Annotated in this window: 13 protein-coding genes; all 13 read right to left on the bottom strand. The window is 32.3% G+C overall.

Annotation, left to right across the window (positions count from 1 at the left end; translation table 11 throughout):
• Positions 1-20 precede the first annotated feature (20 nt).
• The 13 genes from DZ65_RS0107535 to DZ65_RS0107475 all read right to left on the bottom strand — a co-directional run bounded on the left by DZ65_RS0107535 (position 21) and on the right by DZ65_RS0107475 (position 15,677).
• Complete coding sequence (locus DZ65_RS0107535; RefSeq protein ID WP_173391319.1) at positions 21-1,256, bottom strand: DUF4010 domain-containing protein; 1,236 nt, start codon at positions 1,254-1,256, stop codon at positions 21-23.
• A complete protein-coding gene (locus DZ65_RS0107530) occupies positions 1,253-3,931 on the bottom strand; it encodes a plasma-membrane proton-efflux P-type ATPase (RefSeq protein WP_024790954.1) in 2,679 nt (892 codons plus the stop codon). Before DZ65_RS0107530 ends, DZ65_RS0107535 begins: the two co-directional genes overlap by 4 nt.
• On the bottom strand, positions 3,931-5,220 hold the full coding sequence (locus DZ65_RS0107525) for an NAD(P)/FAD-dependent oxidoreductase (RefSeq protein WP_024790142.1): 1,290 nt from the start codon (positions 5,218-5,220) through the stop codon (positions 3,931-3,933). The genes DZ65_RS0107530 and DZ65_RS0107525 overlap by 1 nt, the downstream gene beginning before the upstream one ends.
• Positions 5,217-6,419 carry a 2-oxo acid dehydrogenase subunit E2 gene (locus tag DZ65_RS0107520; RefSeq protein ID WP_024790141.1) on the bottom strand — a complete coding sequence of 401 codons (1,203 nt, stop codon included), beginning with the start codon at positions 6,417-6,419 and terminating at the stop codon, positions 5,217-5,219. Before DZ65_RS0107520 ends, DZ65_RS0107525 begins: the two co-directional genes overlap by 4 nt.
• On the bottom strand, positions 6,409-7,383 hold the full coding sequence (locus tag DZ65_RS0107515; protein WP_024788022.1) for an alpha-ketoacid dehydrogenase subunit beta: 975 nt from the start codon (positions 7,381-7,383) through the stop codon (positions 6,409-6,411). Before DZ65_RS0107515 ends, DZ65_RS0107520 begins: the two co-directional genes overlap by 11 nt.
• Positions 7,370-8,341, bottom strand: a complete 972-nt coding sequence (pdhA, locus tag DZ65_RS0107510; protein ID WP_024788021.1) for a pyruvate dehydrogenase (acetyl-transferring) E1 component subunit alpha — start codon at positions 8,339-8,341, stop codon at positions 7,370-7,372. Before pdhA ends, DZ65_RS0107515 begins: the two co-directional genes overlap by 14 nt.
• Complete coding sequence (locus tag DZ65_RS0107505) at positions 8,331-8,666, bottom strand: carboxymuconolactone decarboxylase family protein (RefSeq protein WP_024788020.1); 336 nt, start codon at positions 8,664-8,666, stop codon at positions 8,331-8,333. The genes pdhA and DZ65_RS0107505 overlap by 11 nt, the downstream gene beginning before the upstream one ends.
• 60 nt (positions 8,667-8,726) lie before the next feature.
• Positions 8,727-10,604 carry an acetate--CoA ligase family protein gene (locus DZ65_RS0107500; RefSeq protein WP_024791488.1) on the bottom strand — a complete coding sequence of 626 codons (1,878 nt, stop codon included), beginning with the start codon at positions 10,602-10,604 and terminating at the stop codon, positions 8,727-8,729.
• Positions 10,601-12,175: an alpha-D-glucose phosphate-specific phosphoglucomutase gene (locus DZ65_RS0107495; protein WP_024791487.1), complete on the bottom strand. Its 1,575-nt coding sequence runs from the start codon at positions 12,173-12,175 to the stop codon at positions 10,601-10,603. The genes DZ65_RS0107500 and DZ65_RS0107495 overlap by 4 nt, the downstream gene beginning before the upstream one ends.
• Positions 12,172-13,137: a 6-phosphofructokinase gene (locus DZ65_RS0107490; RefSeq protein ID WP_024788018.1), complete on the bottom strand. Its 966-nt coding sequence runs from the start codon at positions 13,135-13,137 to the stop codon at positions 12,172-12,174. Before DZ65_RS0107490 ends, DZ65_RS0107495 begins: the two co-directional genes overlap by 4 nt.
• Positions 13,138-13,146: 9 nt before the next feature.
• Positions 13,147-13,962 carry a lipoyl synthase gene (gene lipA / locus DZ65_RS0107485; protein WP_024791486.1) on the bottom strand — a complete coding sequence of 272 codons (816 nt, stop codon included), beginning with the start codon at positions 13,960-13,962 and terminating at the stop codon, positions 13,147-13,149.
• The gene (locus DZ65_RS0107480; protein WP_156920231.1) at positions 13,952-14,431 is read right to left on the bottom strand and encodes a lipoyl(octanoyl) transferase; all 480 of its coding nucleotides are present in this window, start codon (positions 14,429-14,431) and stop codon (positions 13,952-13,954) included. The genes lipA and DZ65_RS0107480 overlap by 11 nt, the downstream gene beginning before the upstream one ends.
• A 73-nt stretch (positions 14,432-14,504) precedes the next feature.
• Positions 14,505-15,677, bottom strand: coding sequence for a glucose-6-phosphate isomerase (locus DZ65_RS0107475; protein ID WP_024791484.1), 1,173 nt, complete (start codon positions 15,675-15,677; stop codon positions 14,505-14,507).

The raw sequence follows: 15,677 nt of genomic DNA, 5'->3' as shown, positions 1-15,677 counted from the left end.
TTTCTTAAGTATTGCTTAAATTAAATTATAATACCGTAAATTATAGTAATAATTCCTAAAATAATTAAAAAAATGCTTGCTAAAAAAGTGATTTTTTTGCTAAAAATATATGAATACAAAGCTTTTAAAATATTATTGCTTCCTGCCGCTATTATAACTGCGCTTGCAATTTCATTTATATTAATGGAGATTTTGCCTGTGATTAACGATAAAATAAACGGGTCTATATCCGTAAATCCCACAATAAATGAAAGAATTTTTAGCCCCAAATTACCATAATGGATTGTTACAAACTTTGTAATTAAAATCATAAAAACAAAAAGAATTGCAAACACAAAAGCTGTACCAAGTTCTAAAGGGTTTCTATCATCAATAGGAGCTTCAATATTTAGATTTGATTTATAAAGAAAAAAAGAAATAATAATTCCAGTTAAAGAAAAAATTAAAAAAGGTATTAAAAGTTTATAAAAAATATTTTGATTAAAGATAAAAGCAATTACTAAAAGTCTTAAATACATCATAGAAGTTGCTAAAATAATGGATGAATTTATAATACTCAGCACATTGTCTTTTGCATTAATACTAAAAGCTTTTTTAGAAAGAACCACCGTTGTGGCGGTGGAAGAATAAAGACCTCCGAAAATACCTGTAATTAAAAAGGATTTGTTTTTAAAAAGAAATTTCTGTGCGATATAACTGAAATATGAAATTGCAGAAATTATTACAACTACAAGCCATATTTTAAAAGCTGAAATACCAATAAACGGTAAAGGATTTTTTGGTAAAACAGGTAAAATAACCGCACTTAAAAGAATGAATTTTCCAAAAGTTTCTATTTCATTTTGATTTATTTGCGAAAAAATATTTTTGGTGTGTGATTTATAATTTAAAATAAATACAATTGAAACAAAAATTATAGCTATAGACCATATATTTTTGGTAGTAAATAAAAGTCCTGAAAAAGAGTAAACAAGTGAAATTACCAAAAAAGAAAGAATTGAAGTTCTTAAATTTTGGTTTTTAAAATAATAATGAATCGCATAAAGGAGAGTTAAAGAAAAATATCCTAAAATATAAAGATTTATATTAATTTTATAAAAAGCAAAGCCTAAAATTCCTATAAAAGTGGAAGTTCTGGCAGAGCCGAAATGGGGCTTTTGAACCTGTTTTGATAATTTATATGTTTTAAGCTCAAGTCCTGTAAGAAAAGAAAAAGACAGAATTATTAAAAAATATAATAAATCTATTGGAATCATAAAATTTCTTCACCTTTCATTTTTCTGTAATATTTAATTACAGCCATTTTAACTGCATCGTTAAAAATAAACCAAACTATTGCATAAATCCATACAAAAAGCCCCCATGCCCATCCGATAGGTGTCATAAGTCCAAATCCATAAATTGAAATAATTGTTCCAATTATTCTTGTTGAAATTGTTGCACCAAAAAGTATTGCGCTAGGATACGGTTTTTTATAAAACCAGTCGTCAATACGCGTATTGTAAATTGTTCCGTGTCCAGCAATTACAAGTTTTGCAAAAAATGCAGCCTGAACAAATCCGAGATAACTTTTAGGATCGTGTATATTTACCCACTCAGGCACCATAGGCATAAAAAATGGAGTGTCTGGATGATATTGTAAATAAGCCATTAAAAGATAAAAAAATAAAAAGCTGCTAAGCACTCCTGCAATTCCAAGCCAGCTGGAAAGAATCAGTATCTCATGCATATCCCAACGTACCGGTTTTTCACGAACTTTTGTATTATCATATGCAATTGCCAAAATTGGAATATCATTCAAAAGGGCTAAAATAATAAGCATTAAAGCTGTAACAGGATAAATATTAAATAGAACAATAGCCAGTGTCATAAAGAATATTACCCTTAGTGTTTCGGCAATTCTAAAAACAGTATAACTTTTCATTCTTTCAAATGTAATTCTGGCTTCCTTAATTGCGTCTACAATAACTTTAAGTCCAGGAGCCATAAGAATAATATCAGCAGCCGCTCTTGCCGCATCTGTTGCACCGCTTACCGCAATTCCAGTATCTGCTTTGCGAAGAGCCGGTGCGTCATTTACACCGTCTCCCGTCATACCTACGATATGGTCTGCTTTTTGAAGCTCATCCACTATAAAATATTTATCTTCAGGAAATACTTCTGCAAAACCGTTTGCTTCTTCAATAATTTTTATAATTTCACTTTCATGTCTTTTAACAGAGCCTTTAACAAGCTTTCTTGATTTTTCTATCTCTTCTTTTACAAGTTTTACTATTTCTTTTACTTTTTCATTAACTTCCTCATCACTTAGATTCATAGCTTTCAAGAGTGCTTTTGAAATTACTTCGGAAAGTATTATATATTCGTCGTTTTTTTCGTTTTTAAGGTCTCTTATAGAATATATATTTTCTCCAATTCCCAAAATTCTTGCTATATATTTTGCTACGGCAACATTATCACCCGTTACCATTTTAACTTCAACGCCTTTTGCTTTTGCTTCTTCAATTGCCTCTTTACTGTCAACTCTAGGCGGGTCAAACAGAGGAATTAGACCTACAAAATTAAAGCTGTTTTCCTCTTTTGTTTTATAGGCCACACCAAGCGTTCTAAATCCATCTTCAGCGAATCCTTCAACTTTAGCGTAAGCTTTTTTCTTCTCATCGTCGGTTAAATTGCACATTTCAATAATAACCTGAGGGGCACCTTTTGTAACTATCATTTCTTTATTATCTAATTTTAAATAGCTTTCTGTTCTTTTTCTTACAGGGTCAAATGGAATAAATTTTTCTAATGTAAATTCTGGAATTTTTAAATTGTTTTTGTCTGCCCATTCAAAAATAGGTTTTTCAATCGGGTCGTTGTTTTCTTTTTTACTTGCCAATACTGCGTAAGTAATCACTTCTTCTTGCGTATGCCCGTCTTCTGTGTAAATATTTCCTACGCTCATTTTGTTTTGTGTAAGTGTTCCCGTCTTATCAGAACACAATACATCCATTCCCGCCATTTCTTCAATAGCCGCAAGTCTTGAAACAATTGCCTGTTTTCTGGCAAGGTTCAAAGCCCCCACTGCCATTACAACCGTTAAAACTGTAGGAAGGGCTACCGGAATTGCCGCAACTGTCAAAACCAGTGAAAATTCAAGCAAATCAAAAATAGGGTCACCCCTTTTAATGCCGGCAAAGATAATAATACCTACTAAAAATACAGTAATAATTATCAAAAAGTTTCCAACTTTTATTACCATCTTTTGAAAATGGCTTCTTTGTTTTTCCTGGGCTTTTTCCACCAGTTTTACTGTTTTCCCAAAATATGTGTTAAGAGCGGTTCCAACTACAATTGCTATCATTTCACCCTGTTTTATAATAGAATTGGAATAAGCCACATCTGCCGGTTTTTTATTTACGGGCAGACTCTCACCTGTTAGGGCAGATTGGTCAACCGAAATATAATCACCTCCGCCTGTTAATTTTACATCGGCCGGGATAATGTCACCTATTTTTATTTTTATAATATCTCCGGGGACCAGTTCTTTGGCTAAAATTTCCTGCCAATTGCCATCTCTGAGAACCAGTGCTTTTCTTGCTAATTTTTTCTTTAATACTTCTATTGCGTTTAAGGCTTTGTGCTCCTGATAAAAATCAAGCCCCGCATTTACAAAAAGCATTATCATAATAATAGTAAAATCTTCCCATCTGTGAACAAGCGCACTAAGAATAGCCGCAATTTCAATCATCCAAGGAATTGGTCCCCAGAATCTCCTGAAAATTCTGTGCCACAGTGGCTCTTTATATTCGGGGATTTCATTATATCCATATTGCTTTAGTCTTTTTTTAGCTTCTTCTTCGCTAAGTCCTTTTTGCAAATCCGTTTCAAATTTTTTTGCTACTTCATCAACACTTAAATTTTTAACTTCATTAACTGGTATGGCCATTATTTAACCCTCCTTAAAACTCTGTCAATTGATTCTGAGAAAGTTGGATGAGGAAATACTGCTTTAAGCAGTGTGTCTTTATCCATCTCTCCTGCAAGGGCAGCACTTATTATTCCTATAATCTCTTCTGCATTAGGCGCTAATATTTCAGCCCCGTTTATAAAATTTTCTTCATCGGTATATAAAATTACCAGTCCGTTTTCACTGTTTAATACAGCTCCGCTTATTCCAAGACGATTTAGTGGAAAAACAGTTTTTTTACCTTCCATTTTCCCGGCAGCTGCGTAATTTAAAGGAATTGTATAGATAAATTTTGGAATATTATCAAGGCTTAGTTTTTCTTTTTTGCCCAAAATCCGGTTTGCTACATTCAGCGCCTCGGCCCTTGCTGCGTGGGCTAGCATAAGTTTTGCATTCACATCTCCAATTGCGAAAACATTTGGCAGAGTAGTTTGAAAATATTCATTTGTATCAATTCCTTTTGAAATTTTTAAATTAGGAGTTTTTATCATCCATGTATTTGGAATTCTGCCGGTTGCAACTAAAAGCAAATCAGCTTCTTTTTTGCCGTTATTCGTTTGAATTTCTACTTTTTTATTTGCAACAGCTTTGGTTATAGATGTGTTAGGAACTAAATTTATGCCTATTAACTTCAACTGCTCTTGTAGTTTTTCAACAATTTCAGGAGCTATTTTTTTAGAAATATTTTCATGTCTATAAATTAAATCAACTTTTACACCAAGTGCTGCAAAATATCCTGCAAATTCAAGCCCAATTGGGCCACTTCCGTATATTGCGATATGTTTTGGCAATTGAGTTAAAGAAAACACTTCTTTTGAAGTGATTATTTTTTTGTTATCAACTTCTATTCCATCAGGTACTCTTGGGTGAGAACCAGTCCCAATTATTATATATTTTGCTTTTAAAATTTCTCCATTTACTTCTATACCTTCATCGGTTACATATCCTTTTGCTTCTAAAACTTCTACGCCTGCGGCTTTTAACTGCATTTTAATAGCCTCAGTATTTTTTTTAATCCTATCAAATGTTTTGTTAAGTAATTTTTCTACATTAACTTTTGCCTTTTCAATAAAAACATCTTCACTTGATTCTAAAACTGTTTTAGCCCTATGAAGCATATTTTTTGAAGGAATACATCCTGCATGCAGACAATTTCCTCCTAAAAAATTTAAATCTTTTTCTATTAACGTGACTTTAAGCCCTGCTTTTGCCAAAACAACGGCGGCTGCATAATTAAGTCCGCCCCCCAAACATATTACATCTCTCATTTTATCCCTTTAATTTCATTTTTAAAATCATTTACAAATTTAGCCGCTTCCACGCCGTTTATAATTCTATGATCAAATGTAAAAGTAACTTTTATTTTTCCGTCAATTAAACTTCCAACAGCCATTATACCGCTATCTTTATCATTTATTAAAGCGCTAAATCTTTTTATATTAAACATTCCAAGATTGCTAAGTCCAAAAGTAGAGTTTGTTAAATCTTCAATAGTAAGTCTTTTTGTCTTAATTTCTTTTAACCATTCATTTATTTCATTTAAAGTTTTTTCTTCTGCTTTTTTAATTACAGCCATATAAAGTCCATCATTTCTACTAACTGCAACAGATATGTTTGAAGCAGGGTAGGTAAGTAAGCTATTGTCTTTTAAAACACTTCTTGTAAGCGGATTTTTTTGCATAGCATTTGCTAAAGCTTTAATTAAAATGGCCGTCAATTTAATGCCTTCTTTTTTTTCAATTTCTATTTCTTCAAATATAAAGAATATAGGTTTTGTAAGTGAATTTTCAACATTTTTGATAACAGCCAACTGATTTGCGTTAAGTTTTATTGTTTTTGCGATATTATTTGTTTTTATATAATTTAATACTTCAGTTTCTCTTATTTTATGGTTTAATTTGAATTCATTTATGTCTAAATTGTATTCATTTATTAATTTAGCTGCTTTTTTTGTAAAATATCTGTTTAGCAAAAATTCGTTAATATCTTTTTCGTGGGCGGGTTTTGGAAGGGCATTTTCATTTTGAAGTTTTTCTATATCAATGTTATACTCTTTTGCTTTTTTCTTTGCCACAGGTGATGCATTGCCGGAAATTGATTGTTCTGAAGAAGAAGTCAGTTCGTTAATTAATTTATCAATATCTATTTCTTCACTACTTGGCTTCTTGGAACTTAAAACTTGGCTACTTGGCTTCTTGGAACTTGAAACTTGGCTACTTGGTTCTTGCCCACTCTTCTCAATTATTGCAATAACGCTTTTTACCGGAACTTCATCCCCAACATTAGCTAAAATTTTTTTAACAACACCGTTTTCGTAGTTTTCTATATCCATGGTGGCTTTGTCGGATTCCACTTCAACTAATTTGTCGCCTTTTTTTACAATATCCCCAACACTAACATACCATTTAACAATTTTACCTTTATCCATTGTGTCGGATAAAATAGGCATTGTAACTTTATATTCCATTTTGGGCCTTCCATTTAAGGATTTTTTGAGTTATTTTATCGGGTGTAGGAATTGAAGCGAGTTCAAGTTTTCTGTTATAAGGAATAGGAACTTCTTCTCCAGCAATTCTAAGAAGTGGTGCGTCTAAATTGTAAAAACACTCTTCTATAATCTCGGCGGCTATTTCAGCTCCCATTCCGCCTGTTTTATGGTCTTCTTCTACAATTACACATTTTTTTGTTTTTTTAATAGACTCGGCTATTGTTTCAATATCTAGGGGTCTAAGAGAATTTAAATCAATAATTTCAGCGTCAATTCCTGCTTTTTCAAGCTCTTTTACAGCTTCGATTACATCATATCTCATTTTAAAATAAGTAAGTATTGTTAAATCTTTTCCCTTTTTTACAACTTCTGCTTTAAAAGGATTGAAGTTTTCAATTTCTTTAAACTCCATATCAACCGGATAAAGCAGTTCATGTTCAAGAAAAATTACGGGGTCGTTGCTGAAAATAGCCCATTTTAACGCATGGTATGCATATGTTGCATTGCTTGCACACAAAACATAAAGTCCGGGAACTGAGCTGAGCATTGTTTCATAATTTTCACTGTGCTGGGCGGCAAGCTGACGAGATACACCCCCAGCCATTCTAATAGTAAGCGGCAGGGTGATTTTTCCCCCGCTCATATATCTGAGTTTACTTGCATGATTTATAATTTGGTCAAATGCAAGAAGCGAAAAATTTTCTGTCATTATTTCGGCTATCGGCCTAAGTCCTCCTATGGCCATACCGACCGCATTTCCCACAATACTGAGTTCCGCTATAGGAGTATCGATTACCCTTTTTTTTCCGTATTTGCTGAAAAGTCCTTCGCTTACCCTGTAACTTCCCCCGTATCTTCCTACATCTTCACCGAGAATAACTATACTTTCATCTTCCGCCATTGATTCGTCAATGGCTCTGTTTAATGCCTCACGATACAACATTTTCACACTCCTTGCAATATACATCTTTATATAATTCATCTATTTCAGGTTCCGGGGAATTAGCTGCAAATTCGACGGCCTCTTCAATTTCTTTTTCTACTTTTTTATCCGTTTGATTAAAATATTCTTTTTCAACAATTCCTTCTTTTATGGCTCTGTTTTTTAGATTTTCAATAGGGTCTCTTCTTTTAAAAATATCTATTTCTTCTTCACTTCTGTATTTTCCGGCATCGCTCATAGAATGCCCTTCGTATCTGTATGTTTGGGCTTCTATAAAATAAGGTCCGAGGCCGTTTTCTATATATTCTTTTGCCTTTAAAACCTCATTATAAACCTCACATACATCCATTCCGTCAATTCTAACGGCCGGCATATAATTTTTTGCCTTTTTGTAAAGCTCTTCAAAAGGGCTGACCCATCCGATTCTTGTGCCTATTGCGTAGAAATTATTTTCTATAAAAAATATAATCGGAAGTTTCCATGCGGCGGCTAAATTGATACTTTCAAAAAAAGCGCCTCCGTTTGTGGCTCCGTCTCCGCCTATTGCAAAAACCCCTGCATTTTCACCCTGAATTTTCCTGGCATATGCGCAGCCTACAGCCATAGGAAACTGGCCTCCTACAATTGCATCTCCTCCGTAAAAACTGAGTTTTGGCTCGAAAAGGTGCATACTTCCGCCTTTTCCTTTTGAAATTCCTGTTTTTTTACCGAAAAGTTCGGCCATTATGAGTTTAGGCTCCATCCCCCTTGCAACTGCAAGCACATGCTCACGATAATGGGTAAAAACATCACCTTTGTCAAATGCCTGCATAGTTCCGACACTCACAGCCTCCTGACCTATATCAAGATGTAAAAACCCAGCAATATTCCCTTTCATATACTCCTGTTTTGCAGCTTCTTCAAAACGGCGTCCCAGTTTCATCAGATAATAAAATGTTTTTATTTCACTAACTTTCATTTCCAAACTCCTCAATTGCCTCAAGTAGAGGTATCATATACATTAGAGCTGGACCTCCGTGCATTAAAACGGCCTGAAATCCCGCATCTAAAATTTCATCTTTTGTTGCTCCAAGATTTAGAGCGTTTTTTGTATGAAATGCTATGCACCATTGACACTGAGCCGCAACAGCCAAAGATATATTTATAAGTTCTTTGTTTTTAGCGCTAATTGCAGAATCTTTTTCAGCCCTCTGCATAAAATTTAAAAAAGACTGAATCTCTTCGGGTTTGTTTTTTTTAAGCTCTTCTAATAATTTTCCGATTTCCTGTAATTTTTCCTTCATTTTCCCTCCTTAAAAGTTTTATATCTATATTTTAACTCTTCAAACTTAAAATGAACTTAATTATAATATTTTTGCCGCCTCTTCAAGCGAAGTAAAATAGAGTCTGTTTTGATTTTCAAGATAATTTATTGCATCAAGAAAACTTTCTTTTCCAAGCAGTATAGGAATATATTTGTCATTGTTTAAAATTTTTACAATAGATAAAGCATCCGTCATATATTGAGGGGTTATAATTACAAAAATAATATCGCCCAAATTTTTTACTGTTTCAAGGGCTGCTTTGTACCTTTCATCTGTCGCATCTCCTATTACATCGATAGGGTTGTTGTGAGACCAGGTAGGAGGAAGCACTTTATTTAATTTCTCAATTGTTTTTTTATCGAGTTCTTTAATTTTAGCGTATTGACTTACCAAATCGGTAAGAATTGTTCCAGGACCTCCTGCGTTTGTAACGATAATTACTTCTTTTGCCTTATATTCCGGCGAATAAATTAAACTCTCAATAGAGTTTTTAAATACAGCTCCTGCATTTTCACTTAAAATTTTAAACATTTCAAAATCTCCTGCTAAATTTCCTGTATGGGAAAATGCAGCTTTTTTGGCGGCTTTGCTTTTTCCTGCTTTAAAAATTAAAATCTCTTTTTTAGAATTACGAATAGCTTTTAAAAATTCTTTTCCGTATTGTATACCTTCGGCATAAATTGAAATTGTTTTGCAATTTTCTTGATTGTTTAGTTCATTGATTGCATTTGCAAAATTAAAATCAGCCATATTTCCCATTGAAATAATATGGGAAAATCCTATTTTATTTTGGGCAGCTTTATCCATAATTGCAGTTAAAACCGCACCTGACTGGGAAATAAGCCCTATATCCCCTTTATAAATTGAGCTTTTTGCAAAGGTTAAATTAAGTTCTTTATCAGCGTTGTAAATTCCGAGACAGTTAGGTCCTACAATGTTTAAATCATATTTTATTGCCAGTTCTTTTAATTTTTTTTCAGCTTCAATATTTCCAATTTCTTTAAAGCCGGCAGAAATAATTATAAAATTTTTACAGCCTTTACATGCCATTTTTTCAACTGTGTCTAATACAAACTTGGTAGGAATTGCAATTACAGAAGTATCAATAGGAGGTAGTTCGTCAATTGATTTATAAACTCTTTTGTCAAAAAGGGTGTTTAAATGAGGGTTTACAAAATAGATGTTTGCTTTTGAATTTAGTGCATTTTTGGCTATTGCGTATCCGACTTTCTCCTCTTTGTCGGTTGCCCCAAATATTGCTATATTTTCATTTTTAAAGATTGAGTGTTTTTTAGAATAAAAAGTTTTTTTATTTTTTTTACCTTCTTTTATTCTTACATCAACTGCAATTGCACCTTTTTCATTTACGATTAAAGGATTTATGTCAAATTCTGTTATATTTTCATTGTTAAACATAATCTGAAGTTTTTTAATTACATCTATTACAGCGCCTAAATTATATTTTTTGCCCCTGAACTCAGGAAATATTTTTGAAATTTTTGTTTTTTTAATTGCCTTTGTTATTTCATTTTCATCCGCATTTGTGTCAATATAAGTTATGTCTTTTTCGATTTCTACTAATGTCCCTCCGCTTCCAAAAATTAAAACCTCTCCAAAAATTCCGTCAAATTTCCCGCCGATAATAAGTTCAATTCCTTTAACTTCTTCTTGAATTAAAAACTCACTATTTTCATCAAAAGAGATATCGTGTTTTTTAAGATTATTTAAAATTATTTCTTTTGCTTTTTTTAATTCATCATTATTTTGAATATCTGTAATTACCCCTCCAATATCACTTTTATGAACAGGTAAATCTATTTTTAAAACACAAGGAAATGTATCAAAGCTTAAAATTTCATTTATTTTTACTCTTTTTTCTTTTGGAGTGGGGATGTTATATTTTTGTATTAGATTCATTTTAATTCCTCAAATATTTTTTGCAACTCTTCTTGAATTTCTTTTATAATTGCTTCAAGATGTTCCTCTGATATAAAACTTTCGGCATAAATCTTATAAATATCCTCCGTGCCGCTCGGTCTAAACGCCATCCATGAATTTTTCGTTACAATTTTCATACCTCCGATAGGTTCGTTATTACCAGGTGCTTTTGTATAGATTTTTTCTATTTTTTCTCCGGCGAGTGTTTTTATATTTAAATGTGTAATTGATTTTAAAATTTCTTTTTGTTTCTTTGTAGCCGGGGCGTCCACTCTTTTATAATAACTTTTCCCGAATTTGTCTTCAAATGCAGCATAAATATCTGCAATGTCTTTTTTGGTTTTTGCCATAATTTCTATTGCAAGGAGATTCATTATTATACCGTCTTTATCACTGCTCCAGGGGCTTGCATCGTATCTTAAAAAGCTGGCCCCAGCACTCTCTTCTCCGGCAAATCCGAGCTGTCCTTCGTATAAACCTTCTGCAAAATATTTAAATCCCACAGGTGTTTCATAAACTTCCACGCCAAGAGAATCTGCAACTCTATCAATCATAGAAGAAGTTACAACTGTTTTTCCTACTTTCAAATGTTTTGGCCAGTTTCTATGTTTAAAAAGATACCACATTGCAACTGTTAAATAATGGTTTGGATTAATAAGTCCTCCTTTAGGAGTTACAATTCCATGTCTGTCTGAATCGGTATCGTTTCCAAAGGCTAAATCATAATTGTCTTTTAGTTTTAAAAGATTTTTCATAGCATAAGGGCTTGAGCAGTCCATTCTTATTTTGCCGTCTTTATCAGAAGGCATAAATGAAAATGTAAAATCAACTTCACCATCTTTTATATCAAAATCGACCCCCCAGATTTCATTAATTTTTTTATATACGGGAATTGCGCTTCCTCCAAGAGGGTCTGCAGCTATTTTTAATTTTGAATTTTTAATTAAGTCCATATCAACTATTTTGTTTAAATTTTTAACATAAGGCGTTATAAAATCGTCTGTTTTTATTTTTTTGAGTGCAATTTCATAATCTATTGTTTTATAATTTTTGTTTTCCAAATAAAAATTTGCTTTTTTTTCTATTGTTTTTGTTATATTTGTTTCGCTTGCGCCTCCGTTTATGGCATTATATTTAAATCCTCCGTCTTCCGGGGGGTTATGCGAAGGCGTTATAACTATTCCGTCCGAGTTTTTATTTTTTTTGTTGTGCTCAATTATTGTGTGTGAAATTACAGGAGTAGGGGTGTAATCGTTATTTATTACAACTTCTATGTCATTTGCGCAAAGTACCCTTATAGCGCTCATTTCAGCCGGAGTAGAAAGTGCGTGGGTGTCTTTCCCTATAAATACCGCTCCTGTAATAGATTTTTCTTTTTTATAATCGGCAATTGCCTGAGCAATTGCAAAAATATGCTCTTCATTGAATGTTTTATTATTTGCACTTCCCCTGTGACCGCTTGTACCAAATGAGACTCTTTCATTTTTATCTTTTGGATTTGGTTTTAGATAAAAATAGTTTGAAATAAGTTTAGGTATATTTGTTTTCATTTTTCAACTCCCATTAATGGATATGCTATTTTTAGAAGTTTTTTATCAAGTGAATATGTTGAGCTTTCAATTTCTTCTAAATCTCTTAAAATAAATTTATCATCAAAATAAGTAACAATTTTATTTGGGTTGTTTTTTATATTATCAAGTGCAGTTACTACAAATTCAGAGGCTCTTAGTCTTTCAATTACAGTAGGGCTTCCGCCTCTTTGAATATGTCCTAAAACAGTTAGACGACTTTCAAAACCTATTTCTTTTTCAAACCACTCTTTTATTTTTTCACTTATTTTAAGTCCTTCTGCAATAATCGCTATAAAATAATCTCTTCCGTTTTTTATTTCTTTTAAATATCTTTTTTTAAGATTTTCGAGATTATATTCCTCTTCTGGAATCAAGCACATTTCAGCTCCGTTTGCAACAGCGCTGGTCAGTGCTAAATATCCGCACTCCCTTCCCATTGTTTCTATTACAAAAGCCCTGCTGAATGAACTTGCCGTATCCCTTATATCATCGACGGCGTTTCTTATTATATTTAAAGCAGTATCCACCCCGATGGAGTATTCATTTAAAGGTATGTCGTTGTCAATTGTGGCAGGTATTCCCATAAACGGAACTTTAAATTCGTTATAAAAAACATTCAAAGCCCTGAAACTTCCATCACCCCCCAAAATTACAAGTGCGTCTATATTATGCTTTTTAATATTTTCAAAGGCTTTTTTTCTGTAATTTTTATCATACCATCTAATTGAGCGGGCGGATTTTATAACTGTTCCGCCTCTATATATAATTCCGCTTACATCTTTAAAAGAAGCTTTTTTTATATCTCCATCAATTAAGCCTTCTAAACCTCTGTAAACAAAATATGGTGTAAAGCCTAATTCATAAGAATATTCAACAAATTTTTTAATGGCATTGTTCATACCGCTGGAATCTCCTCCGCTGCATAAAATTGCTATATTCATTTTTTTCTCTTATAACTTATCTGCATAGTAACTGCTTCTAACTAGTTCCCCACTTGCAACCGCTTCAAATCCTATTGAGTAAGCCAATTTTTCAAGAATTTTAAATTCTTCATGAGAATAATATTTTTTCACAGGATAATGATGAGGTGAGGGACGAAGATACTGTCCTATTGTAATTTGAGAAACTCCTGCATTTTGTAAATCTATTAATGTTTTTTCAATTTCTTCAAAATCCTCACCAAATCCTACTATTAAAGAAGATTTTGTTATTTTGTATTTTGAATAGAATTCAAGAATTTTTAGAGATAATTCATAAGATGATTTAGGTTTTAGTTTTTTATGGAGTCTTTTTACTGTTTCTATATTATGAGCTAATTTATCTGCACTTGAAGTAGCTAATAAAGATAAAGCCTCTATATCACCTCTGAAATCAGGTGTTAGAGCTTCTATTTTAGTTTCAAGATTAATTTCTTTTATTTTTTCAATTGTCCTGTGCCAGTGAATGCTTCCAAAATCTTCTAAATCATCCCTGTCAACCGATGTTATTATGACATATTTAAGTTTCATTTCTTTTATGGCATTTGCTACTTTTTCAGGCTCAGCTTCATTGATTTTTTGAGGCTTTCCCTTATTAACACCGCAAAATCTGCAGTTTCTGGTGCATATATTTCCCAAAATCATAAAAGTGGCAGTGCCTCTTGCGAAGCATTCGCTTATATTCGGGCATTTTGAAGAGTAGCAGACGGTATTAACGCCGTATTTATCGATAATGTTTTTTGTAGTTGAAATTACCTCTTTGCTTGGGGCTGTAACTTTAGGCTTCATCGAAAACTTCTTTTATTATTTTTTTTAAATCTTTTTTTACTTCTTCAATTGAAATGTCAATTCCTTCATTTTTAAAGGATGTGGCTTTTATTCCTTTTAAATTACAGGGATTTATTTTATTAAAATTTCCTAAATCTGGGTTTATATGAATAGAAACTCCATGATTTGAGCGGCATTTTTCATAATGAAACCCGAGGGACGCTATTTTTCTATTTTGAATGTAATATCCTGGCTTTTTTTTGTCATAAAAAACGGGTTTGTCAAATTTATTGAAAAATTTGTTTAAAACTGTTCTTATTTTTTTAAAAAACAAAGGGGGGTTGTTTACATTAAATATAAAATAAAGCATCAATGTCCCTTCGTCAAAATATGTAACGCTGCCGCCTCTTTTAACGGGGGTGGCAAAAGGAAAAAGTTTTGCTTCTTTTTCTCCAACAGTATATACAGGATAATGTGTTGCAAAAAGCAAAAAATTTTCTTTTAAAGAAGTTAACTTCTCCTGTAATAATAAAAACTTATTATATTTTAGTAATCCTAAATCTTTAAAATTTATTTCTGAGAATTTGTTTTCCAAGTTCCACTCCCGGCTGATTGTATGTATTTATTCCAAGCAGGCTTCCTATGGCGCTTGTTAAAATTTCATAATACATTATTAAATTTCCCGTGTTTTTTTCATTTATTTGTGAAATTGTTATTAAATCTATCGGATAATTTTTACTAAGCAGTGCTTCAAGCGTGGAGTCGCATTCTTTGTTTATCAGTTCGTTAAATGTATGGGCGTTTACAAAATCTGTTGCTTCTAAATAAGGCAGATTAATATCAGGAATTGTTAATTTGCTTTGAAAATTTTCTATTTTTACAAATGTAAGTGTTTTTTTGCCCATACCTTCCATCAAAAGCTGTAAGAATGAGTGTTGGTCTATACTTCCTATGTGACCTACCGGCATTATCTCTTTGCCGTCTTTTCCCAAAGATTCGCCAAACAGCTGAACAAACCAATCTTTAAATGAAGAGAGCATATTGGAATAGGCAAACATTACATTTATGGGATATTTTTGATAATTTTGGGCATAAAAGGCGGCTTTTTTGTTTAAATGCCATTCTTTTTTTTGAAAAAATTTTTCCCTGAATTCTTTTGCACCTTCAAGCAGATTTTTTACATTAAGCCCGGCGGCTTTAAGCGGAACAGTCCCCACTGCGCTTAATACGGAAAACCTCCCGCCAACATTATGAGGAATATGAAATGTTTCCAGATTCCATTTCTTGGCGAATTTGTCAAGAGGAGAATTTTCGTCGGTTATTATTTTTAAATTTTTTGCATTTTTACCTAAATCAAATTTTTTTATTGTTTCTTTAAATATTGAAATGGTTTCAATTGTTTTGCCAGATTTTGATATTACAAAAAACAGCGGTTTTTTAATCTCTTTTATTTTATCTTCAATATCCACAGGGTCCGGATTTTCAAGAAAAATCATTTTTTTTAGTTTGTCTTTAAATATACTATATATAGCTTTTGCTCCAAGAGAGCTTCCTCCAATACCTATTACAACAACTTCATTATATTCTGCGCCAAAATTAATATTAAGAAATTTTTTAGAAGTTTCAGGCAGTCGGTAATATCCTGTTTCTCTGTTTTCAAATTCTTTTAAAATATTATCATACGCTTTTTGCTCCAATTTTTTATTGTCGTAATCAAAAAATAAACTGTAATTCAT

It is taken from the genome of Lebetimonas sp. JS032 (assembly GCF_000523315.1).
In the GTDB taxonomy this organism is placed as follows: Bacteria; Campylobacterota; Campylobacteria; order Campylobacterales; family Nautiliaceae; genus Lebetimonas.
The sequence above is the reverse complement of the archived record's forward strand: the minus strand, read 5'-3'. Positions and strand labels throughout refer to the sequence as shown.

Coding starts and splice junctions, on each gene's coding strand:
- DZ65_RS0107535 (WP_173391319.1), bottom strand. CDS start 1,256: ATGATTCCAATAGATTTATTATATTTTTTAATAATTCTGTCTTTTTCT.
- DZ65_RS0107530 (WP_024790954.1), bottom strand. CDS start 3,931: ATGGCCATACCAGTTAATGAAGTTAAAAATTTAAGTGTTGATGAAGTA.
- DZ65_RS0107525 (WP_024790142.1), bottom strand. CDS start 5,220: ATGAGAGATGTAATATGTTTGGGGGGCGGACTTAATTATGCAGCCGCC.
- DZ65_RS0107520 (WP_024790141.1), bottom strand. CDS start 6,419: ATGGAATATAAAGTTACAATGCCTATTTTATCCGACACAATGGATAAA.
- DZ65_RS0107515 (WP_024788022.1), bottom strand. CDS start 7,383: ATGTTGTATCGTGAGGCATTAAACAGAGCCATTGACGAATCAATGGCG.
- pdhA (WP_024788021.1), bottom strand. CDS start 8,341: ATGAAAGTTAGTGAAATAAAAACATTTTATTATCTGATGAAACTGGGA.
- DZ65_RS0107505 (WP_024788020.1), bottom strand. CDS start 8,666: ATGAAGGAAAAATTACAGGAAATCGGAAAATTATTAGAAGAGCTTAAA.
- DZ65_RS0107500 (WP_024791488.1), bottom strand. CDS start 10,604: ATGAATCTAATACAAAAATATAACATCCCCACTCCAAAAGAAAAAAGA.
- DZ65_RS0107495 (WP_024791487.1), bottom strand. CDS start 12,175: ATGAAAACAAATATACCTAAACTTATTTCAAACTATTTTTATCTAAAA.
- DZ65_RS0107490 (WP_024788018.1), bottom strand. CDS start 13,137: ATGAATATAGCAATTTTATGCAGCGGAGGAGATTCCAGCGGTATGAAC.
- lipA (WP_024791486.1), bottom strand. CDS start 13,962: ATGAAGCCTAAAGTTACAGCCCCAAGCAAAGAGGTAATTTCAACTACA.
- DZ65_RS0107475 (WP_024791484.1), bottom strand. CDS start 15,677: ATGAATTACAGTTTATTTTTTGATTACGACAATAAAAAATTGGAGCAA.